Annotated in this window: 15 protein-coding genes and 1 pseudogene; 8 read left to right on the forward strand and 8 right to left on the reverse strand. The window is 66.1% G+C overall.

The window, feature by feature from the left end; all coding sequences use genetic code 11:
- The 3 genes and pseudogenes from Q9Q95_RS09615 to Q9Q95_RS09625 form a co-directional block, all read right to left on the reverse strand.
- Positions 1–1,172 (reverse strand): annotated as a pseudogene (locus Q9Q95_RS09615) (hypothetical protein); the annotation flags it as partial.
- A gap of 169 nt (positions 1,173–1,341) precedes the next feature.
- Positions 1,342–1,725 carry a response regulator transcription factor gene (locus Q9Q95_RS09620; protein ID WP_306096392.1) on the reverse strand — a complete coding sequence of 128 codons (384 nt, stop codon included), beginning with the start codon at positions 1,723–1,725 and terminating at the stop codon, positions 1,342–1,344.
- Position 1,726: 1 nt separating this feature from the next.
- On the reverse strand, positions 1,727–2,098 hold the full coding sequence (locus Q9Q95_RS09625) for a response regulator transcription factor (protein ID WP_306096394.1): 372 nt from the start codon (positions 2,096–2,098) through the stop codon (positions 1,727–1,729).
- Positions 2,099–2,266: 168 nt separating this feature from the next.
- Between Q9Q95_RS09625 and Q9Q95_RS09630 the strand changes: the two genes are divergently transcribed.
- Positions 2,267–4,819, forward strand: a complete 2,553-nt coding sequence (locus Q9Q95_RS09630) for an ATP-binding protein (RefSeq protein WP_306096397.1) — start codon at positions 2,267–2,269, stop codon at positions 4,817–4,819.
- 299 nt (positions 4,820–5,118) lie between these two features.
- Here Q9Q95_RS09630 and Q9Q95_RS09635 read toward each other — a convergent pair whose 3' ends face one another.
- The 5 genes from Q9Q95_RS09635 to Q9Q95_RS09655 all read right to left on the reverse strand — a co-directional run bounded on the left by Q9Q95_RS09635 (position 5,119) and on the right by Q9Q95_RS09655 (position 12,850).
- A complete protein-coding gene (locus Q9Q95_RS09635; RefSeq protein ID WP_306096398.1) occupies positions 5,119–6,657 on the reverse strand; it encodes a M6 family metalloprotease domain-containing protein in 1,539 nt (512 codons plus the stop codon).
- A gap of 29 nt (positions 6,658–6,686) precedes the next feature.
- Positions 6,687–7,250, reverse strand: a complete 564-nt coding sequence (locus tag Q9Q95_RS09640) for a hypothetical protein (RefSeq protein WP_306096400.1) — start codon at positions 7,248–7,250, stop codon at positions 6,687–6,689.
- Positions 7,251–7,272: 22 nt separating this feature from the next.
- The gene (locus tag Q9Q95_RS09645) at positions 7,273–8,577 is read right to left on the reverse strand and encodes a hypothetical protein (RefSeq protein ID WP_306096401.1); all 1,305 of its coding nucleotides are present in this window, start codon (positions 8,575–8,577) and stop codon (positions 7,273–7,275) included.
- A complete protein-coding gene (locus tag Q9Q95_RS09650) occupies positions 8,574–8,909 on the reverse strand; it encodes a hypothetical protein (protein ID WP_306096403.1) in 336 nt (111 codons plus the stop codon). The genes Q9Q95_RS09645 and Q9Q95_RS09650 overlap by 4 nt, the downstream gene beginning before the upstream one ends.
- Before the next feature lie 170 nt (positions 8,910–9,079).
- Entirely contained in the window at positions 9,080–12,850 is a 3,771-nt protein-coding gene (locus tag Q9Q95_RS09655; protein WP_306096405.1) for a hypothetical protein, read from the reverse strand.
- A 250-nt stretch (positions 12,851–13,100) separates the two neighbouring features.
- Here Q9Q95_RS09655 and uvrA point away from each other — a divergent pair, with 250 nt between their 5' ends.
- The 7 genes from uvrA to Q9Q95_RS09690 all read left to right on the forward strand — a co-directional run bounded on the left by uvrA (position 13,101) and on the right by Q9Q95_RS09690 (position 21,529).
- Positions 13,101–16,127: an excinuclease ABC subunit UvrA gene (gene uvrA, locus Q9Q95_RS09660; protein WP_306096407.1), complete on the forward strand. Its 3,027-nt coding sequence runs from the start codon at positions 13,101–13,103 to the stop codon at positions 16,125–16,127.
- Between the two features lie 84 nt (positions 16,128–16,211).
- A complete protein-coding gene (locus Q9Q95_RS09665; protein WP_306096408.1) occupies positions 16,212–17,825 on the forward strand; it encodes a DUF262 domain-containing protein in 1,614 nt (537 codons plus the stop codon).
- A 362-nt stretch (positions 17,826–18,187) separates the two neighbouring features.
- Complete coding sequence (locus Q9Q95_RS09670; RefSeq protein ID WP_306096410.1) at positions 18,188–18,358, forward strand: stability determinant; 171 nt, start codon at positions 18,188–18,190, stop codon at positions 18,356–18,358.
- A complete protein-coding gene (locus Q9Q95_RS09675; RefSeq protein WP_371876729.1) occupies positions 18,355–18,564 on the forward strand; it encodes a type II toxin-antitoxin system RelE/ParE family toxin in 210 nt (69 codons plus the stop codon). The genes Q9Q95_RS09670 and Q9Q95_RS09675 overlap by 4 nt, the downstream gene beginning before the upstream one ends.
- Before the next feature lie 379 nt (positions 18,565–18,943).
- Positions 18,944–20,518: a DUF3597 domain-containing protein gene (locus Q9Q95_RS21210; RefSeq protein WP_371876730.1), complete on the forward strand. Its 1,575-nt coding sequence runs from the start codon at positions 18,944–18,946 to the stop codon at positions 20,516–20,518.
- A 376-nt stretch (positions 20,519–20,894) separates the two neighbouring features.
- On the forward strand, positions 20,895–21,047 hold the full coding sequence (locus Q9Q95_RS09685; RefSeq protein ID WP_171982484.1) for a hypothetical protein: 153 nt from the start codon (positions 20,895–20,897) through the stop codon (positions 21,045–21,047).
- A gap of 311 nt (positions 21,048–21,358) precedes the next feature.
- On the forward strand, positions 21,359–21,529 hold the full coding sequence (locus Q9Q95_RS09690) for a hypothetical protein (RefSeq protein ID WP_306096411.1): 171 nt from the start codon (positions 21,359–21,361) through the stop codon (positions 21,527–21,529).
- The last annotated feature ends 15 nt before the right edge of the window (positions 21,530–21,544 follow it).

Here is a 21,544-nt window from a genome sequence, read left to right on the forward strand (position 1 = left end):
GCGTCGGGGCGCGGGCGAAACCAGCGGCGCGGCCCGTCCGGGCGCGGCGTGCGCGTGCCTCCGGTCCCGTCGACGACCGGCGCCGATTGCGGCCGACCCAGGCCACCCCTTTCGGCATCGCCCCGTTCCGGACGCGGACGCCCGCCCCAGCCGGGGCGGCGTGGCCCCGCGCCCGGCACGACCGGCAGCGTCGCGGGCGTATCGGGCGTACCGGGCGCGGCATTGGTCGGCGGCGTCGGACGATTCGGTCGTTCGCCGCGGCGCCACGGCCGCGATCCCGGCTGTCCTGCATCGGGCTGGCGCGGGCGCCCCGGTCGGGCGCCGGGGGGCCTGCCGCCCTGACCGGGCTGGCGCGGGCGATCCACGCCGGGCCGGCCTGGACTGTCGGACCGGCCGGGGCGTCCGATCCCCGGTCCTTGCCCCGCACCCGGGCGATGCCAATGCCCCGGCGGCGGCCCCTGGAAGCCGCCTTCGCGCCAGCGGCGGAATTGCTCGGCAAGCGCCTTGCGGCGCAGCCGCTCGGCGGTGATCCGGTGGCGCCACCCGGAATCGCGCACCCGGTCGCGGTGGTGGCCCCAGCCGGGATGGCGCTGCCAGCCATAGTCCCACATCGCGACGCTGCCCCAGATGATCGGGCCGGTATCGATCCACGCCTGGCTGTCGACTTCGCGCCATTGCTTCTGGAGCATCGCCCGCAGCAGCGCCCGCCCGCGTGCGAACAGGGCGGCGCCCTCGCCGAGGTGCGCGGCTCCCGCCGCGCGCGGCAGCGCGCCGCCATCGGGACCGTAGACCACCGCCACGGTCTCGCCTTCGAAGCCGAAGCTCATCCCCGGGCGCACCGCGAGGAACGGCCCGGCGTCGCCGGGGGAGAAATAATAGCTCTGGATGCCGTCGGCGGTTTCCGCGACGACCACGCGCTGGCCGTCCTGAAGCTCCCACGCCCAAGGCTCGGCGCCATCGAAGGAAAAGGCATGATCGGGCGGCGCGTCGCCGATCGCTTCCCACAGCGAATCCGCGCGGTCGATGAACGCATAGAGGTCGGGACTCTCGATATCGCTATAGGCCGGCGGCGGCGCCGGCTCGTACGATCCGCCGTCATAGGGCATCATGCACGCCGACAGCGCCAGCGCGCCGCTCATCGTGCCCAGCCGCGCGACCTTGTGCCAGTTCATCCCCATATCCCTGCCTGTTCTTCGAGCCCGAGTTTTCGCCCGAAGCGCTGAACGAAGGATGACTATGTCCTGCAACGAATTGAAAGTATTCGTGCGAGAAAAAAGGGCTTTGACCATCCCTTTACCCCTCGCCCCCCGAAAAGGGGGAGCGGGGGCTGAGCCCGGACGGTCAGGCCCGCCGGAACAGATTGTTCCTGAGCACCTGCTCGACCCGGCGGACCAGTTCCTCGGGCTCGAACGGCTTGACCAGATAGTCGTTGGCCCCGGCCTCCATCGCTTCGTCGACCGAGGCCTCGCCGCCCTTGGCGGTGAGCATCAGCACCGGGGTGAGGTACAATCCGGGCAGCCGGCGCAGCGCGGTGAGGATGTCGACGCCCTGCATCCCCGGCAGCCCGCGATCGAGGATGACGAGGTCGGGCTTCTTGAACGCGATCGTCTCGTAGGCGAGCGTGCCGTGATTGATCACTCCGACGAGATGGCCGGCTTCGGTGAGCACTTGCTGGACCAGCTCGCCGACCAGTTCGTCGTCCTCGACATAGATGATCCGCGCCATGTCAGCGCTGCGCCGCGAGCAGCTCTTCGACCCGGAAGACGAGCTCGTCGGGATCGAAGGGCTTCTTCATATAGTCGTTGGCGCCGGCGAAGCGCGCCAGTTCCTCGTCGCGCTCGCTGCGCCGGCCGGTGAGCATCATCACCGGCAGATCGGCATATTCGACCGACTTGCGCAGCTCCTGCACCAGCAGCACCCCCGAAAGCTCGGGCATGTTGCAGTCGAGGATCACCAGATCGGGCCGTCGCGCCTTGATGATCTTGAGCGCGTCGGCACCGTTGCTCACCAGCCCGGCGCCGTGCCCCGCCGCGATCAGCGCGTCGCGCGCCATCTCGCCCACCAGTTCGTCGTCGTCCGCGATGATGATCCGCGCCATTCCACACCCTTGATGCCCATGCCGCGCCGCGGCGCCACTCTGCGCTATAACGCCCGGGATCGTTTCGGGTCGCAACTCCGGAGAAATCGCGCATGCCGTCAGTTGTCTTCTGCAACCGGAAGTTGAAGATTCCGCTCTATATGTAAAACAGGAGTTTCAGGGAACTCGATGATGACGAACCCCATTCAGCGCCGGTCGCGAACGATGATCGTGGCGGTGTTTTTTCTGTTGATCTGCTGCGCCGGGTCGGGCCTGTGGCTCGCTTGGCAGAAGCAGGTCGCGGAGAATTGGGTCCGCCACACCTTCGAGCTTGGCGAGCGGCTGTCGAAAGTCCGCATCCTGACGCTCCGCGCCGAAAGCGCGCGCCGCGGTTATCTGCTCACCGGCGAGACTGCCGAGCGCCTGATCGTCGCGCAGGCGCATCGCGAATTGCCGGCGGAGGTCGAGGCGCTGCGCCGCGGCACGGTCGACAATCCCGGCCAGGGGATCCGGGTCGCACGCCTTGCGGCTCTGGTCGAGGAGCGGCTGGCCGGGGCCGAACGCTCGATGCGGCTCCACAGCGACGGCCGCACCGGCGAGGCGCTCGAGCTCCTGCGCAGCACGGCAACGCGCGAGACCCGTGGCAGGCTGTTGCAGGTCGTCGGCGAGATCGAGGCCGAGGAGCGGAACCTCCTCGCCCAGCGCCTCGCGCGCGCCAACGCCTTCGAGCAGCCGGTCCAGATCGCCTTCGTCGGCAGCGCCTTCCTCGTCCTGCTGCTCGCCTTGCTGGTGCTGCGCGACCGCCGCGAGCGGATGCTGTCGCTGCGCGCCGCCAACGATCAGCTCGAACAGGATATCGCCCGCCGCGAGGCTGCCGAGGCGCAGCTCGCGCTGCTCGCCCAGAACGCCACCGACGCGGTGTTCCGCATCGATCTCGACGGCATCATCACCTATGCCTCGCCTTCCACCGATCCGGTGCTCGGCGTCCCGCCCGAGCTCACCATCGGCGCGTCGATGGCGACGCTCGTCCATGAAGAGGACAAGCCGGCTCTGTTCGAATTCTATTCCCGGCTCGGCCGCGGCGAGATCGAGCACGGCGTCACCACCAACCGGATCCGCAAGCGCGCCACCCCCGACATGGACACCTGGATCGAGGCCAATTGCGGCCTCGTCCGCGATCCGGCGACCGGCGCGCCCGTCGAGGTCATCGCCTCGCTGCGCGACGTCACCAAGCGCAAGCATCTCGAATTCGCGCTCGAAATCTCGCGCGCCCGCGCCGAGGCGGCGGCCAACGCCAAATCCTCGTTCCTCGCCAATATGAGCCACGAGATCCGCACCCCGATGAACGGCGTGCTCGGCTTCGCCGATCTCCTGCTCCACAGCAATCTCGACCCGCAGCAGCAGCGCCACGCGCAGCTCATCGTCGATTCGGGCAAGGCGATGATGCGCCTGCTCAACGACATTCTCGACATTTCGAAGATCGAGGCGGGGCAGATGCAGATCGCGCCCGAGCGCGTCGATTTCCGCCACGCGCTCCGCAACTGCGTCAAGCTGATCGAGCCTGCCGCCGCGCAGAAGAATCTGCGCGTGCGGTTCGACGTCGAGCCCGAGCTGCCGATGTTCGTGCTGGTCGATGGCCTGCGCCTCCGCCAGATCGTGCTCAATCTGCTCGGCAACGCGGTCAAGTTCACCGAGACCGGCAGCATCTCGATCGAGGCGCGCCGCGGCTGGCACGATCGCCGCGCCAATATCGAGATCAGCGTCGCCGATACCGGCATCGGCATCCCCAAAGATCGCCAGGCGGCGATCTTCGAGCAATTCGTCCAGGCCGAGCAATCGACCGCGCGGCGCTTCGGCGGCACCGGCCTCGGCCTCGCGATCAGCAGCCACCTCGCCACCTTGATGGGCGGCTCGCTGACGCTGACCAGCGAGCCCGGTGTCGGCACGCGCTTCACCTTGCGCGTGCCCTTGCGGCTCGCCGACCCCGCCGACGCGCATGCCGCGCCGGTCGAGGCGCGCGAGGAGCAGCCCGAGCGCCCCTTGCGGATCCTTCTCGCCGAGGATCACGACGTCAATCAGGCGCTGATGGAGGCGATGCTCGCGCGGCTCGGCCATGACACGGTGACCGTCCCCGACGGCGCCCAGGCCTGCCAGACCGTCGCCGACGCGGCGCGCTCGGGAAAGCCGTTCGATCTGGTGCTGATGGACATGCAGATGCCGGTGATGGACGGGCTCGAGGCGACGCGGCAGATCCGCGATTCCGGCGTCGACGCCGAGGCGCTGCCGATCCTCGCGCTGACGGCCAATGCCTATGCCGACGACGTCGCCGCCTGTCTTGCCGCGGGGATGCAGGCGCACATCGCCAAGCCGGTCCAGCTCGCCGATCTCGGCAAGGTGATCCGCCGCTGGACCCGCGCCGAAACCGCGGACGAGGCTGCGGCAGAGGCTGCGCCGCCGCCGAGGCTCGCCATCTCGCCCGATCTGCGCGCCCGTTACGACGTGCGCAAGGCGGAGCTGCGCGCCTGTGCGGAGCGGATCGCCGCGACCCGGAGCTTCGACGACGATTCGATCGCCGAATTGCGCGGCCTGCTCCACAAGCTCGCCGGCTCGGCAGGCATGTTCAAGGAAGCGAAGCTCGGCTCGCGCGCCGCCGATCTCGAGGATGCGCTCGAGCTCTGCCCGCCGGAGGAACGCCCTGCGCGGGTCCGCGAAGTGACCGAGGCGCTGACCGAAGCGGCATGAGGCGGAGGACGATCCTCCGCCTCAAGCTGACCCATATTCAGCCCCTCCTTCTCACTCCCCCCGCAAGAGGGAGTGGGAGGTCGGATCGCGCCCCGCGCGATCCTCGATCATGCGGGGCATGATCGACCTCACACTGGTTGCGCAGACTTAGGTCCAGCGAAGCTGGGGCCTTGGTCGGAGCTGGGTGACGGGGTGCGGCCGTGCGTGGCTCTACCCCTCACCGCGCTGCGCTAGCCATCAAGCTGGCAAGCTTCGCTATCCTCTCCCCTGTAAAGGGAAGAGGGGTTTCGGGCCGGACCTCACTCCACCTCCACCACGTCGAATTGCATCTGCGGTCCGGCGGCGCTGATATTGAGGATATCCAGCCCCGAGACCGAGCGGTTCCACCAGACGCTCTCGGGTCGCGTCATATGGCCGAAGCTGTCGTTGTGCCCCGCCCGGAAGAGATCGCGATGGTCGCCGTCGTTGATCCGGTTCTCCAGCTCGCGCAGCCCGTCGGCCTGGATCAGCGCGCATTCGTAATGCAGGTTGACGGTGCCCTGCTCGTGGTTGTTGCTGCCCTGTTCGTCGACATGCCACACGGCGAGCCCGTCGGCGTCGAGCGCCGCGTCGCGGCCCGATGCGGCGCGGTTCTCGATCACGAAATATTCGGTGTCGCTCTTGCGGTGGAACGCGAAGTCGTTGCGCCCGGCGTGCAGCGTCACCGAACCCGGCGCGAGCGTCGTCGCGGAGCTGGTCCAGCCCGCGGCGTGCTTGAGATAGGCGCCGACCTGGGTCGGGTTCTTCTCGCGCGCCGCGCCCGAGCCGCCCGAGCACATCAGGCAGAATTTGCCGGCGCCGCTCGATTGATACCCATAGTCGTAGAGATCGGGGAAATCGCAGATCATGTGCCCGTTCTCGTGGCAGAAGGTGCCGAGGCTCAGCTCGGCGGTCATGTCGGTGATCTGATAGTCGTAGAGATTCTTGCCCGGTGCCAGCGCGTAGGGCTCGGCGAGGTGATAGGCGTGCGGCCACAGGCCCTTGGCCCAATTGTTCACCCGCTTGCCGGCATAGAAGACGTTGAGCGCATAGACATGGTCCTGCTCGTCCGCGCTCAGCACCGAGCCGTCGAACCCCGACGCCGCGAGGTGATCGAGCGCCTCGCGGATCAATTCCCACGCGCGGCGCGGCTGTTCGACACTCTCGTTGGTGTAATAGCTGCGTGGCTGGCGCGCGCGGTAATAGGGCGCGACGATATTGCTATATTCCAGCTTGCCGTCCGAGATGTCCCGGAAATAGTCGCGCACCGATCCGACGTTGCCGAACCCCGAATAGCCCTGCTCGTTGCAGAAAGCCTCGACTTCGTCGCGGGCGATCGTCGCCGGCTGGTCCGAAAAGTCGATGAGCAAGGTCAGCCCGACGAACCGGCCGACGGTGTGGCGTTGCGGCGGCGCCGGCAACGCCATTCCCGCCGGCGCGACCATGCTCTGCGTCGCGAACAGGCGCTGCGCGTCGCGCCGCGCGCGCCGGCGCTGTTCCCAGCGCGTATTGCCGGTCGGCAGGTTGCTCGTCGCCTGCGCCTCGGCGCGCATCACGGTTTCGCTCGCCCGCAGCCCCGGCGCGAACCCGACCGCCCCGGGATCCGCGGCGCCGACGGTCACGCCGCTCGCCAGCAGCCCCGCGCCGCTGTCCGCCGGCGCGGCATATTCGTAATATCCGGTCGCGGGATCGCGGACGACGGTGAAACCGTCGAGCGTCTCGAACCGCGCCTGGTGCTGGTTCCCGGTCCCGCGGACCTGCAGCGGGCTGCCGTCGGGCTGGGTGAAGGTGAACTCCGCGTCGATGAAGGGCATGGACATGGCGTTTCTCCTGCGTTGATGGTCGGATCTCAGTTGGACGGAACGGGCGATGGCGTCGGGCTCGGGCTCGGGTTCGGGCTCGGCGCCGGCGGCACCGTGCGGCGCGCCTCGATCCTGGTGATCGTGGTGGTGGTAGTGGTGATCGTCCGTGCCTGGCCCGTCGGTCTGGCCTGGACGGATTGCGTCGATGCCGGTGCGGCCTCGCCGCTCTTCGCGCACTCCGGCTTGCACATCCCCGCGCTCAGCGAGAGCAGCAGGTACCCGCCGATGAACATCGCATACCAGGCGGGCGCCTTCGCCAGCGCCGCGATCAGCTCTCCCAGCGCCTCTGCCAGGGTCGGCAGATCGGCTGGCCCTATCACATTGCGTATTCCGTCGGGCTCCTCGCCCGATTCCTTGTCGGATGAAGACGCGCGCAGCATGGCCCGGCGCTTCGCCTCGGCCTCGGCAAGCTTGGCTTTCGCCTCCGCGCGCATCACCTTCAGCGCCTCATAGGCCGACCACAAGGCGACGATCAGCGCGAACGCCAGAAACGCCACGCCACACCATAGGATGACCGAAGCCATACCCTGCGGAGCCAAGGACCAGGACATCGTTCTTCTCCCTGTCAGATGTTCAGAAGGTGAAGGTGGATTTCAGGAAAGCGCCGAAACGCACCCGGTCATCCTTGCTCGAATAGGTGGCGCTGATCCCGGGCGAGATCGGGCCGGCTCTTCTCGGGATGAAATAGAGCGGGAATTGCGCTGCGAACGCGTTGCCCAGAGTGTCGTAGGTGAACTTGGGCGAGATCGCGATGTCGCCGGCATTCCATCCGGTTTCTATGATCTGCCGATATTCGACTGCGACGTTGACGCGTTCGATGTTCTTCGCCGGAACCGGCCGGCCGGTCACGCAATCCGCATCCGGATCGACCGCCACCGGCTTGCAGACCAGACCTTCCTCGGCGTTCTCGAAGCCGTTCTGATATTGAACGCTTCCGATAAGGGCGCTGGTGCCCGATCCGGGGTAGAGCGCGCCGAACAGTTCGGCACGGAACGGCACCTTGACCGGATCGCGTTCCTCGAGCGTCGCGGCGTCGACATAGGCGAACCGTTTGACGCCGACGCCGCCCCGAACCCCGATCCGCCACATGGGCGAGAAGAGCTTGCCGTTGATCTGTCCGCGCGTGAGAGGGCCGAACCGCCGGACCCATTGCGCATCGACCACGCCCTGAACCGCGGCATCGACCACGCCCTGAACCGCGGCATTGCATCGACCTTGCGCCGCGCTGCGGGCCGCTTGTTCGGCAGCCGCGACGGGATCCTCCCCATTTCGTCTCGCCTCCAGCGCCGCGTCGATCGCGGCCGCGATGACGGGCTTGTCGGGGGCCGGCGCGACCTCCCCTGCCGCTTCGCGCGCCAGCAATTCGAGGAGAGGCGCCGCGGCGCCTTGCGGCGCGTCCTTCACGGAGGTGCCGGCACGCGTTCCCGCTTCGAGCGATCTGGCGGCGCATATCGCATCCGCCTGGGCCATATAGGGCTCGAGCCGGGCCAGATGGTTGGCGGCGCTCGAAAAGCCGAACAGGCTCATCGTGAAGCTCAGCTCGGGCCCATTGGACAAGGCGTCGAGCGTCTCCCGGGCGGTTATGTCGCTATCGCCCCCGATCGGCGCACGCAGCATGACGGTCCAGTTGAAGGTGCGCTGCCTGGCGTCCGGGGTCGCGTACGTCTTCGTGGTGTAGCCGCCGATCTGCACGGAGGTGCTCGCCTCCTCCCCGGCGACCTCGAGGTTGAAGTCGACGTCGCTGGTCACGATGTCGGAGCGCCCCGCCGGGCCCGCTTGCGCGGCACCCCCGGCGAAGGCGGGATGGCTGGTCTGGGCAGCGACGCCGCCGGGCCAGAGCACCAGCGGCACGGCGCCGATGAGGAGGAGCCGTTTCATTCTCCGGCGCCCGTCTGGAAATAGACGATCACGATGTCCTGCCCGTGCGCCGGTCCGCTCATGGTGACCGGCCACGTCGCGTCGTGCGGCCAGAGGATCGGGCAAGCGGGTTCGATGTCGACGTCCACCGAATGCCCGTCGGCGACCGTGCCGGCGAACCGCCACGTATAGCCGTCGGGAAGATCGAGCGTCCCATAGAACACGCCGCCCGCTTCCTGCAGCGGTACGACGATGTTGACCGGGTTGGTGCCGAAGCCTTCCCATTTGCAATATTGGAGAATCCAGCCGGTGGCAGTGCCATCGGCGGAGGTCGCTTTGACGATATATTCCACGTCCGAACTCCCGCTGCTGTATTCACCGGCTGATTAGCCTCGAGCGGGGTCGCGCACGCGTGACCGCCGTCACGCATGCGCAACTATTCGAACCTGCAGTTGAATTGTGCCTGCCCGCGCGTGCCGGCGTGCCGACTCAGGCGGCGCGGGGGGCCCGGCGCCGCTCCGCGCTAGAGCAGGAAGTCGCTCGCCGCGAGCCCGAGCCCGGACGCCGGCATCGTCACCGCGATGCTGAAATCGGCGATGCGGTCGCCGTTCAGATCGCCCTCGACCAGCCAGCTGGTGCCCGATCCGGTCACCCGCAACTGACCCGCCACCCCGCCGAACGCTGCCGATCCGATGAACGCGAACGCCGCATCCCCGGCCGCCGCGCCGTTCGCGTCGATCAGGCTCAGATCGATGCGGTCGCCCGCCGCGAAGTCGCTGATCGTGTCGCGCGCGGACCGTGCGCTGTCGCCGAACACGAAGCGGTCATTGCCGCCGCCTCCGCTCAGCACATTGGCGCCCGCGTCGCCCGCCAGCACGTCCGCGAACCCCGATCCGATCAGATTCTCGATCCCGATCAGCGTGTCGGTCCCCGCGCCGCGGGTCTGCTGCTCCTCGAGCCACGCCAGATCGATCTCGATCCCGGCCGTCGCCGCCGCATAGCTGACGGTATCGATCCCCGCCCCGCCGAACAGCGTGTCGTCGCCCTCGCCGCCGTCGAGCCGGTCGTCGCCGTCGCCGCCCCATACGCTGTCGTTTCCGATGCCGCCGAACAGCAGGTCGCCGCCGCCGCCGCCCTGCAACCAGTCTTCCCCGGCACCGCCGGTCAGTCGGTTTGCCGCGCCGTTGCCGGTCAGCATGTCGGCGAAATTGCCGCCGATCAGATTTTCGATTCCCGAATAGCGGTCGCCCGTCGCGGTTCCGCCCTCGCCCAGCCCGGTCGCGAGATCCGCCGATACCGGGCCGAGATCATCCTCGTAGCTCACCGTGTCGACGCCCGCGCCGCCGTCGAGCAGGTCGGCGCCCCATCCCCCGATCAGCACATCGTCGCCCTCGCGCCCGGAAAGGGTGTCGTTATTGTTCCCGCCGGTGATCCGGTTGCCGACATTGTTGCCGTTGAGCGTCTGCGCGAACACGCTCGTCCCGGTGAGGTTCTCGACCTGGGCGCCCAGCGTATAGGTCTGGAACCCGGTCCGCACGGTGTCGATCCCCTCGCCGGCATTCTCGAAGATCAGATCGGCGAGGTCGTCGACGACATAGATGTCGTCGCCCGCGCCTCCGGTCATCTGGTCGGCGCCCATGCCGCCGTCGAGCAGATCGTTTCCGCCCAGCCCGAACAGCTGGTCATTGCCTTCCATCCCCGACAACCGGTTGGCGCCGCCATTGCCGGTCAGCATATTCGCCTCCCAGCTGCCGGTGCCGTCCGCGGCGCCGGCGAGCAGCACCAGCCGCTCGACGCTCCATCCTATCGTCACGCTGGTCGAGGCATAGACCGTGTCGGTGCCCTCGTTCGCCGACTCGCTGACGAAATCACCGACATTGTCGACATAATAGACGTCGTCGCCGGCGCCGCCGAACAGCATGTCCGCACCGGTGCCGCCGTCCAGCACGTCATTGCCGCCATAGCCGAGCAGCCGGTCGTCGCCGCCCTTGCCCTCCAGCCGATTGACGCCGTCATTGCCGAAAATCCGGTTGGCGACCTCGCTGCCGCCGCCATCCAGCGCCGCAGTGCCCGAAGCGAGGTACAGATCCTCGACATTGGCCGCGAGCACATAGCTGGCCGACGACACGACGAAGTCGGTCCCCTCGCCCGCCAGCTCGGTAATCACGTCGCCGGCGTCGTCGACGCGATATTCGTCGTCGCCGGTGCCGCCGATCATCGTATCGGCCCCGGTGCCGCCGTCCAGCGCATCGTTCTCGCTGCCGCCGATCAGCATGTCGTTGCCGCCCATGCCGCGCAGGATGTCGACGCCCGCGCCGCCGTCCAGCCGGTTGGCGCCGCTATTGCCCTCGATCGAATCGCCCCGCGCGCTGCCGGTGCCGTCGATATTGCCCGAGCCGGTGAGCCACAGATATTCGATGTTGGCGCCGATCGTGTACGAGATGTCGGCATAGACATTGTCCACGCCTCCCCCCTCGAGCTCGATCACCGTGTCGAGCGCATCGACATAATATCGGTCGTTGCCGATCCCGCCGATCAGCGTATCGGCGCCGGCGCCCCCCTCGAGTTCGTCGGCGCCGGCGCCGCCGATCAGCGTGTCGGCACCCGATCGGCCGTCGATCACGTCGTCCCCGTCGCCGCCGTCGAGGACGTTGTTCGCCTCGTTGCCGTCGATGAACTGGCCCAGCTCGTTGCCGGTGAAATTCAGCGGTTCGGTCGGGCCCCAGGGCCAGGTCACCGTCTGCCCTTCGCTCAGCGAGACATGCTCGATCGATTGCCCCGCGGCCAGCGTGTAGCTGGTAGCGAGGATCAGCCAGTCACGCCCTTCTCCGGCAATCTCGAAGACGCGGTCGCCGGCATCGTCGACCACAAAGGTGTCGTCGCCGAGCCCGCCATAGAGCGAATCATTGCCGCCATCGCCGCGCAGCGTGTCGTTGCCGGCGAGGCCGTACAGCGCGTCGTCGCCCCCGCCGCCGCGTAGCGTGTTCCGCCCGGAATTGCCTTCGATCCGGTTGGCGATGTCGTTGCCGGTGAGGTTGAGGTAGTCGATGCCGAACGCGTTGGCCGCGCGCAGCGTCTCGACGTGCGCCCCCAGCGTGTAGCTGATCGAGGTGGCGATGGTGTCGTCGCCCCCGCCCGCCGCTTCGTTGACCACGTCGCCGGCATCGTCGACCTGATAATTGTCGTTGCCGGCCAGCCCGGTCATCGAATCCGCGCCCTCGAAGCCGATGATCGCGTCGTCCCCCGCGGTGCCGGTCAGCGTGTCCGCGCCGGCAGTGCCGAGGATCGCGTCGGCAACCGCCGGATTGTCGACCCGGAGCAATTGGCCATAGGTGAAGATCAGGAAGAAGCGCGCGCCGGGTCCGACGATGATCTCGCTGCCGATCTGGTTGTTGCCCGGCTGGACATTGTCGGGAAGGTCGATGGTCTGCACCAGCGACCAGTTCGACGTCGATATCTGATAAAATACGCCGTTCAGCGAATCGACCGCGTACAGATTGGCGCCGGTCGAATCGAAGGCGAGCCCGCTGATCGTGCGCGGGATCGGGACCAGATCCGAAAGGTCCGCGAGGAAGTTCAGATTGGCGTCGAGCAGGAACGTCCCGTACGAAGTGGCGACGACCGTGCGCCCGGCCTCGGCGCTGAACGCCTGCACTCCCATTCCCGGCCCCATCACCCCGTTCGAATAGCCGGTGCGCGATCCGATCAGCCCGGTCCGCCAGTCGAACATATATTGGTCGGCGGAGGACAGGCTGTCGATGGTGATCAGCAGGCGATCCGGCGAATCGGGATCGGTGGTCAGCGACGGCATGTAGAATTTCTGCCCGCCCAGAATCGCCTCGTACTGGCCGGTCGCGTAATCGAGCGCCCAGATCCGGGTGGCGCCCGAACCGCTGAACATCTGGGTGAAATAGGCGCGTCCGTCGCCGAGGATCGCGACGTCGGAAAAGGCGTGGTCCTGGCCGGTGGCGACGAAGTCGTGATTGGTCACCGCGCCGGTGCGCACGTCGATCCGGTACGACCGGACCACCGTCTCGGTATCCCAGCCGCTGCCGCTGGTCGAGACCGGCTGGCGCTCGACCAGCACGAGGAAATTGCCGTCGGGGGAAAGCGCGAGCCCGCCCGGATTCTGCGCGACCGGCCAGCTGCGGAGCAGCGCCCCGGTCTCGGTATTGTAGACGCGCACGATTCCGTCGAGACCCACCATATAGGCAGTCAGGCCGTCGGCGCTGACCACATAGTCGCGGGCAATTCCATTGAAGATAGTCGTGCTCGCCGCCGGAATGCCGGACATGGTTTTCCCCGTTGCAGATCATCGAAAACCGGAAACAGGAAGACCTCGGTTCAGGTCGTTTCCGGCGTGCGCCCGCGTTGCAGAATATCGGCCTTTCGCGCATTCGCAAGCGATGCGGCAGCGCCGGCCCCGTCCCGGAATCGCGCACCCTTGCGCCCGCGCCATCGCTCCCCACATCGCAGCTCGCGCGTTGACCTGCGGAACGTGCTCCCTATACTCGGAACATAACTGGAACGGTCAGGCCTCCCGTATGCTTACCCATATTTCCGTCCGCGGCGCGCGCGAGCACAACCTCAAGGGCGTCGACATCGACATTCCCCGCGACACGCTGACGGTGATTACCGGCCTGTCGGGTTCGGGCAAATCCTCGCTCGCCTTCGACACCATCTATGCCGAGGGCCAGCGCCGCTACGTCGAATCGCTTTCGGCCTATGCCCGCCAGTTCCTCGAGCTGATGCAGAAGCCCGACGTCGATCATATCGAGGGCCTCTCCCCCGCCATCTCGATCGAGCAGAAGACCACGTCGCGGAACCCGCGCTCGACCGTCGCGACGGTCACCGAGATCTACGATTATATGCGCCTGCTCTGGGCGCGCGTCGGCATTCCCTATTCGCCCGAGACGGGCCTGCCGATCGCCGCGCAGACCGTCAGTCAGATGGTCGACCGCGTCCTCGCGCTTCCCGAAGGCACCCGCCTGCTTCTCCTCGCCCCCGTCGTCCGCGGCCGCAAGGGCGAGTACCGCAAGGAGCTCGCCGAGTGGCAGAAAGCCGGCTTCCAGCGCGTCCGCATCGACGGCGAGACCTATCTGATCGAGGACGCCCCCGCGCTCGACAAGAAGTACAAGCACGACATCGAGGTGGTGGTCGACCGCCTGGTGGTGGGTGGCGAGATCGCCACGCGGCTCGCCGAAAGCTTCGAAACCGCGCTCAAGCTCGCCGAAGGGCTGGCTTATGTCGATCTCGTCGACACGACGGTGGCAGAGGTCAATGCGAGCGGCTCCATCGCTCCCCTCCCGCTTGCGGGAGGGTCCGTACGGGAAGCACAATCCACCTTCGCTGCGGAAGGCCGGGACTCACCCTCCCCTGCCCCCTCCTCCAAGCGGGAGGGAAACCTCAAAGGCGCCGGCATCCCCGCCAACCGCATCGTCTTCTCCGAAAAATTCGCCTGCCCCGTCTCCGGCTTCACCATCGCCGAGATCGAGCCGCGCCTGTTCTCGTTCAACGCCCCGCAGGGCGCCTGCCCGGCGTGCGACGGCCTCGGCGAGAAGCTCGAGTTCGACGAGGACCTCGTCGTCCCCAATCACGACCTGACGATCAAGAAGGGCGCGATCGTCCCCTGGGCCAAGTCCAACCCGCCCAGCCCCTATTACATGCAGGTGCTCGGCAGCCTCGCCCGCGAATTCGGCTTCAGCCTCGACACCGCCTGGGCCGACCTGCCCGAGCAGCATCGCGACGCGATCCTCTACGGCACCAGGGGCAAGCCGGTCACCCTCACCTTCGTCGACGGCAAGAAGTCGTACGACGTTCGGAAACCGTTCGAAGGCGTGATCGGCAATCTCAACCGCCGCATGCTCCAGACCGAGTCCGCCTGGATGCGCGAGGAGCTCAGCAAATACCAGGCGAGCCACCCCTGCGAGGTCTGCCACGGCGCCCGCCTCAAGCCCGAGGCGCTCGCGGTCAAGGTGGCGATGCGCGACATCTCGAGCGTCACCCGCCTGTCGGTGGTCGACGCGCTCGCTTTCTTCGCCACCCTCCCCGACCAGCTCACCCCGCAGAGCAGGGAGATCGCCCGCGCGATCCTCAAGGAGATCGACGAGCGCCTCGGCTTCCTCAACAATGTCGGCCTCGATTATCTCAACCTCGATCGCACCAGCGGCACCCTCTCGGGCGGCGAGAGCCAGCGCATCCGCCTCGCCAGCCAGATCGGCTCGGGCCTGTCGGGCGTGCTCTACGTCCTCGACGAGCCGAGCATCGGCCTCCACCAGCGCGACAACGACATGCTGCTCGCCACCCTCCGCCGGCTGCGCGATCTCGGCAACACCGTGCTCGTCGTCGAGCATGACGAGGACGCGATCCGCACCGCCGATTACGTCATCGACATGGGTCCCGGCGCCGGCGTCCATGGCGGCGAGGTGGTCGCGCATGGCAGCCTCGACGACGTCCTCGCCAACCAGAACAGCATCACCGCCGACTATCTCACCGGCCGTCGCGAGGTCCCGCTTCCCGCCAAGCGCCGCAAGGGCAACGGCAAGAAGCTCACGGTCCACAACGCCACCGCCAACAACCTCACCGGCGTCACCGCCAGCCTCCCGCTCGGTACCTTCACCTGCATCACCGGCGTCTCGGGCTCGGGCAAGTCGAGCTTCACCATCGACACGCTCTACGCCGCCGCCGCGCGCACCCTCAACGGCGCCCGCGTCCTCGCCGGCAAGCACGACAGGATCACCGGGCTCGAGCATCTCGACAAGGTGATCGACATCGATCAGTCGCCGATCGGCCGCACCCCGCGCTCGAACCCGGCCACCTATACCGGCGCCTTCACCCAGATCCGCGACTGGTTCGCCGGTCTCCCCGAGGCGCAGGCGCGCGGCTACAAGCCCGGCCGCTTCAGCTTCAACGTCAAGGGCGGCCGCTGCGAGGCGTGCACCGGCGACGGGCTGCTCAAGATCGAGATGCACTTCCTCCCCGACGTCTACGTCACCTGCGACGTCTGCCACGGCCAGCGCTACAATCGCGAGACCCTCGAAGTGAAGTTCAAAGGCAAGAGCATCGCCGACGTGCTCGACATGACCGTCGAGGACGCCCACGAATTCTTCAAGGCGGTCCCCCCGATCCGCGACCGCATGGCGATGCTCGCCGAAGTCGGCCTCGGCTATGTCAAGGTCGGCCAGCAGGCGACCACGCTCAGCGGCGGCGAGGCCCAGCGCGTCAAGCTCGCCAAGGAACTGGCGCGCAGAGCCACCGGCCAGACTTTGTATATTTTGGACGAGCCCACCACCGGCCTGCATTTCGAGGACGTACGCAAGCTGCTCGAAGTGCTCCACGCCTTGGTCGAGCAGGGCAACACCGTGGTGGTGATCGAGCACAATCTCGACGTCATCAAGACCGCCGACTGGATCCTCGATCTGGGCCCCGAGGGCGGCGTCAAGGGCGGCGAGATCGTCGCAGAGGGCACCCCCGAGAAGGTCGCCAAGGAGCCGCGAAGCTTCACGGGGAAGTACCTCGCGCCGTTGCTGGAGCGGGGCAAGGGCGCGAAGCAGGCGGTGGCGGCGGAGTAGGCCGCGACCATTTAGTTATTGCTGATGGAACTTGCACTTTCCGCCCACTCCTGCATTCTTATATCGGTGGAGGGGTGACAATCTATGACTGATACGGCCGTTAGCGGTTCCAAGGCTCCTAAGCCCGAAGTTGAACGGGTTGAAGAGTTGGCCCGGCGCGTGCTTTCGGCAGACATTTTGCTTCCGAAGTTTCAACGAGATTTCGTTTGGACAAAGAAGCAAGTTCTCGATCTTTGGGACTCGATAGCAAGTGATTATCCCATTGGCAGCATCCTCCTTTGGAGAAGTCGCGAGGAGCTCCGTGCCGAACGGCACATAGCCGATCTGGCCATTGCGGAGCCTAAAGACGAGTACCCCGTTAATTATCTCCTAGATGGGCAGCAGCGCCTTTCATCGGTATGTGGCGCATTGTATTGGAACGGCTCTGACCCTGAGAGCCAGTGGAATATCGCATATGATCTAAGATCGAAGCGCTTCCTACATCTTTCAAACTTGGATGCTCCCCCCAATCACCAAGTACGGCTAAACTGGCTTCCAGACCCCGCCACCTACTTCACTCAGCTTAATAGAGTTTCATCCGAGAAGGATGAAACAGATCTCAGACTGGCGGGAAACGCTCTTTTTACGAGATTGAAAGACTACAAGATTGCCGCGGTAACGCTCTTTGGGGGATCTTTAAACGATATTGCTCCGATTTTTGAGCGAATCAATAGCAGGGGAACGCCTCTTACCATTGTCGATCTTATGAGAGCAGCAACTTGGAGTGAGGATTTCGACCTCTTTGACGCCATAGATAATCTACGAAGCTCCATCTCGATCAAGGGATTCAATGACATTGATAGAAAGGTCATCCTTAGGAGTTTTTCCGCATCCGCGGGAGGCGGCTTCTCTGAAGGTAGTATAGATGATCTACGTAAGCATAAAGCTGATGATTTAAATGCGGCATCCAAGTCGACGGAAGCAGCCTATAAGCTTGCAATCGATTTCCTATCGACTGACTTAGGAATTCCGTCGGATAAGCACATTCCTTACATAAATCAGCTTGTTGTCATTGCAGAAATATTTAGACTACTGCCCAAACCCGATGCAACTCAACGATTAGCGATGAAACGTTGGTTTTGGAGAACATCTGCTTCTGGTTATTTTGGCGGATGGAACACCGGCAACATGGCAGCAGACCAGCAAGCCGCCAAGGATTTTGCTTTGGGCAAAACTGCCGAAATTGCCACTTCCGCAGCTACACCGAACGCCGAGGTTTGGAAGAATCAGCAGTTTAGGCTGAACACCGCTCATGCAAAGATATTGTCACAGATATTGGCTTTCAATAATCCGATTGATTTTTTGACAGGCCAGCTGATCGATATTGATAAGGCGCTACATTATCAAAATACTAAGGAGTACCACCACTTTTTCCCGAGAGATTACTTAATAAACAAGGGAGTACCCGCTCGAAGAGCTAACGCGCTAGCCAATTTCGTGATGCTTACGGCTGATAGCAACAAAAAGATAACCAACCGCGCGCCCAGCGATTATCTGCAAGAGTGTCAGCAGAAATTGGGAAGTGATTTCAAGAAGGCGATGGAAACCAATTTGATATCTGACGCAGCATTGTCTGCTGCGATGTCCGACGACTTCGATGAGTTCATCGTGCAGCGAGCGAACACCATCCAGAGTAGGGTGAATGAATTGATATCTTGAGGTGTCGCGTGCTCTCCCTCCCTCACCCATGATACTCCCGATACAGCGCCCGCAGCGTCGCCTCGCGCTTGCCGCATCTTCGGCAGCCGCTTCTCGGCGTCTCTCAGGCTCAGCAGCGGCGAGAACATCCGGTTGACGCTGTCGGGCGACACGATCACGTGCCAGCCGCACGCGCGGCAGCGTATGTCCGCATGCTGGCGCTTGCTCTTGAAGTCGAGGATGCAGCGAACGGTCCGATCGGCCATCCGCACACAAGAACATAAAGAGAACGATGCGAAAACCCGCGCCGCCCCGCCGTCCACGGGATTCACACGCGCCCGGCCCTCCTTCCCGCCGCCAGCCACCCGCGCTATATTCCCCGCATGACCAAGCTCTCGCCCATCGAGTCCGAGTTCGCCTCCACCGAAGAGGCCGAGGCACATGACGCATGGGTTCGCGCCAAGGTCGAAGCCGCACTCGCCTCCACCGGCCCCAGCATCCCGCATGACGAGGTGATGGCGAAAGCGCAGGCGATCCTCGACAAGTACGAATGACCCTGCCGGTCGTCTGGCGTGACAAGGCCGAGGCGGACCTGCTCGAAATCCTCGATTATATCGGTACGCGCAACAAGCCGGCCGCCACCCGCCTCAACGCAGCCGTCCGCCACACCGCCGACCGCCTGCCCGACCATCCGGCTCTCTACCGCCCCGGCCGCGTTCCTGGCACCCGCGAGGCGGTGGTCCATCCCAACACATCCTGATCTACCGCGTCACGCCCGACGCGATCGAAATACTCACGCTGGCCCACGCCCGCCAACTTTATCCCTGACCACTTCCCCCTCCGCGCCTCCGCACCTCTGCGCGAACCAATCTCTTGGCGCCTCCGCGCCTCCGCGCGAACTCTTCCTCGTCACCCCGGACCTGTTCCGGGGTCCACCGCGCCGCCAGCGAAACCCCATCGCCTCCAGCCCCTCCCCCAGCCGCAAAACGGATCCCGGCCCAAGCCGGAATGACGCCTGTTGCCCGCACGCCACGCCGCCGAACAAAAAGAACAAACCAGAAACAAATTGCTTTCCTACAGCCCCCGATCCGGCATATCTGGTCGGTCCTCCGAGTCGCACGCACCCGAGGGGACCCAAGATGAACGCCCAGACCCAGATCCAGCCTTGCGATCCCGCCCGCGGCCCCGCCGCCTGTCCCGCCTTCGCCCCACCCCCCGGCGCCACCCGCCACGAAGGCTGGACCCCCGACAGGCAGCGCCGCTTCCTCGAAGCCCTGTCCGAAGGCCACCCGGTCAAGGATGCCTGCGCGATCGTCGGCCTCTCCCGGCAATCGGCCTATGCGCTGCGCCAGAGCCCACGCGGACAAAGCTTCGCGCTCGGCTGGGACGGTGCGGTGCTGCTCGCGCGCAATGCGCTCGCCGATACGCTGTTCGAGCGCGCCTTTGCCGGCAATCGCGACACCGTCACTGCCGCCGATGGCCGCATCACCACCCGCCACCGCCAGGACAACCGCCTCGGCATGGCGGTGCTCAACCGGCTCGATCGCATGGCCGATGCCGCCAAAGGGCCCGCCATCGCCGCCGCCGCGCGGCTGGTCGCCCAGGATTTCGCCCAATATCTCGAGCTGATCGGCCGCGACGCCGGCCCGGCCCGCGCCGGCATGTTCCTCGGCGCACGCATCGAGCCGGCCGGCGAGGATGCGCTCGCGCCGCTCCGCGCGCTCGCCCGCGCCGATCGCTGGCTGCGCACCCATACCGACATTGCCGAGCCGCTCGCCACCCGGGATCTCGATCCCGCCGCGCGCGCCGGCTGGAGCGCCGCGCAATGGGTCCGCGCCGAGGCCGCCGGGCTGGTCGCGCTCGCGCCTGACAAATGCGAATCGTGTCAAGCGTGTCAACCGGACGCCGAGGACGAGGAAGAGGACGAGCGGGTCTGGTGGGACCGCTGGCGCGACGAATGGCGCACCTCCTTCCCCCCGCCCGCCGATTATGCCGGCGCGGAGGACGGCGCCTATGGCGACCCGGACTATTCGCGCACCCTGAGCGCGGCGGAGCGAGCGGCCTATGAAGGCGAAGACGAGTCCGATCTTGCCGCGCGCGCCGCCGCCGATGCCCGCGAACGCGACTTGTTCTTCGGTTTCGCCGCCGAGGCCCCGGAAGCGCCGGCCGCCGACGAACCGGCCGCGCCGTCCGATGCGCCGCACGAACAATCGGATGCCCCGTCGCATACCGGGGCGGCTTCGCGCGTTGACACCCGGACCCGCGCGGCTTCCCGGCGCGGCAGAGGAGTATCTCCGATGAGCATCTTCGGCAGCATCAAGGACGCCATTTTCGGCCACAAGGCCGCGGCGCCCGCCCAGAGCCAGGCCCAGGCGCCCGCCCAGACCCCGGCCCAAACTCCAGCAATGCCCCAGATCCAGCAGCCCGCCGCCCAACCCGCGGCTGCCGCCGGGCCGGTCGATGTCGAGAACGTGCTGATGGTCTTCGAGACCGAGCGTGGCAGCGCCGATCTCAACTGGCGGACGTCGATCGTCGATCTGATGAAGCTGCTCGGGCTCGATTCGAGCCTCGACAACCGCAAGGCGCTCGCCACCGAGCTCGGCTATACCGGCGCGACCGACGGCTCGGCGGAGATGAACATCTGGCTCCACAAGGCCGTGATGCAGCAGCTCGAGAAAAGCGGCGGCAAGATCCCGGCCAGCCTCAAGGATTGAGGTAGGCGGTTCGCGCAGAGGCGCAGAGGACGCGGAGAAAGAAGAAAGGTGTCATTCTCGCGCAGCGCCCGATGCTCCGGTGCCAGCTTCCTGCCGCTGACGCGGCGGGGCAACGATGGCGCCGGGCCAATCCCCTCTGCGCCCTCTGCGCCTCTGCGCGAACCTCTTCGAAAAACACCCCCGCCCCTTGTTACCGCACAACCCGCCTCCTATATTAACCAAAGGCGCCTGCCGCACCGCGGCTGTTCCAGGATGGAACCCCGGCGCCCTTCGTCCTTTTTCGCGAGCGAGGGATGCACGGGGCCTTTGGCCTCGCACCCCGCTGCACCCGGCATCCGCCGGAAGGACGATTTCGAAAACCCAAACAGGAAACAGAATGAACTTTTTCACGAATATCGAAGATACCCAGATTACCCGCGGCGCGCGCAAGGCGTTCGACGCGTTCATCCCCGTTCACCGCCGCCTCTTCCCGATCGAGCCGTGCCCGCGCGAAGTCGCCCGCGCCGCCGTTCGCGAAGTGCTCGGCTGAGCGTATCCGGGGCGCGGCCTGACCGCCGTGCCCTGCCTGCCCGGCGCGCCACGCGCCGCTTGCAAAATAGGATTTGCGCTGCTGCGATCGCGTTTCCGGCTCCAATAGGGCCGCGCTCTTTGACAGCAGTGCCTCCCGCCGAAAAGGCGCGCCAGTCGCGCCGGCGAAATCGCCAAGATCCCGTCCAATCGATTCGGCAAGCCAATTGCGTTGTGCTAAGTAGCGACTCATCACCGGCAGGCGTTTTTCGTAAGCGCCGGTGGCTGAGAGACCGGATCGTGCTCCCGCTTACTGACGTTCAGGAGCTTGCCATGGACCTCGAATATCTGAGTCGCCGCCACGCCGACGAAGTCGCCCGTGCCGCCGCCGCCGATTGCGCCCCCGCGCGGATCGCGCATCAGCGGATGGCGCGCGGCTATGCCGATCGCATCGCCGCCCGCAAGCGCGCCGACTCAGCCGAAGAATCCGCCAACCCGCGCTGATCCGGCGCTATTCCG

Source organism: Sphingomonas sp. DG1-23 (assembly GCF_030730875.1).
In the GTDB taxonomy this organism is placed as follows: domain Bacteria; phylum Pseudomonadota; class Alphaproteobacteria; order Sphingomonadales; family Sphingomonadaceae; genus Sphingomonas.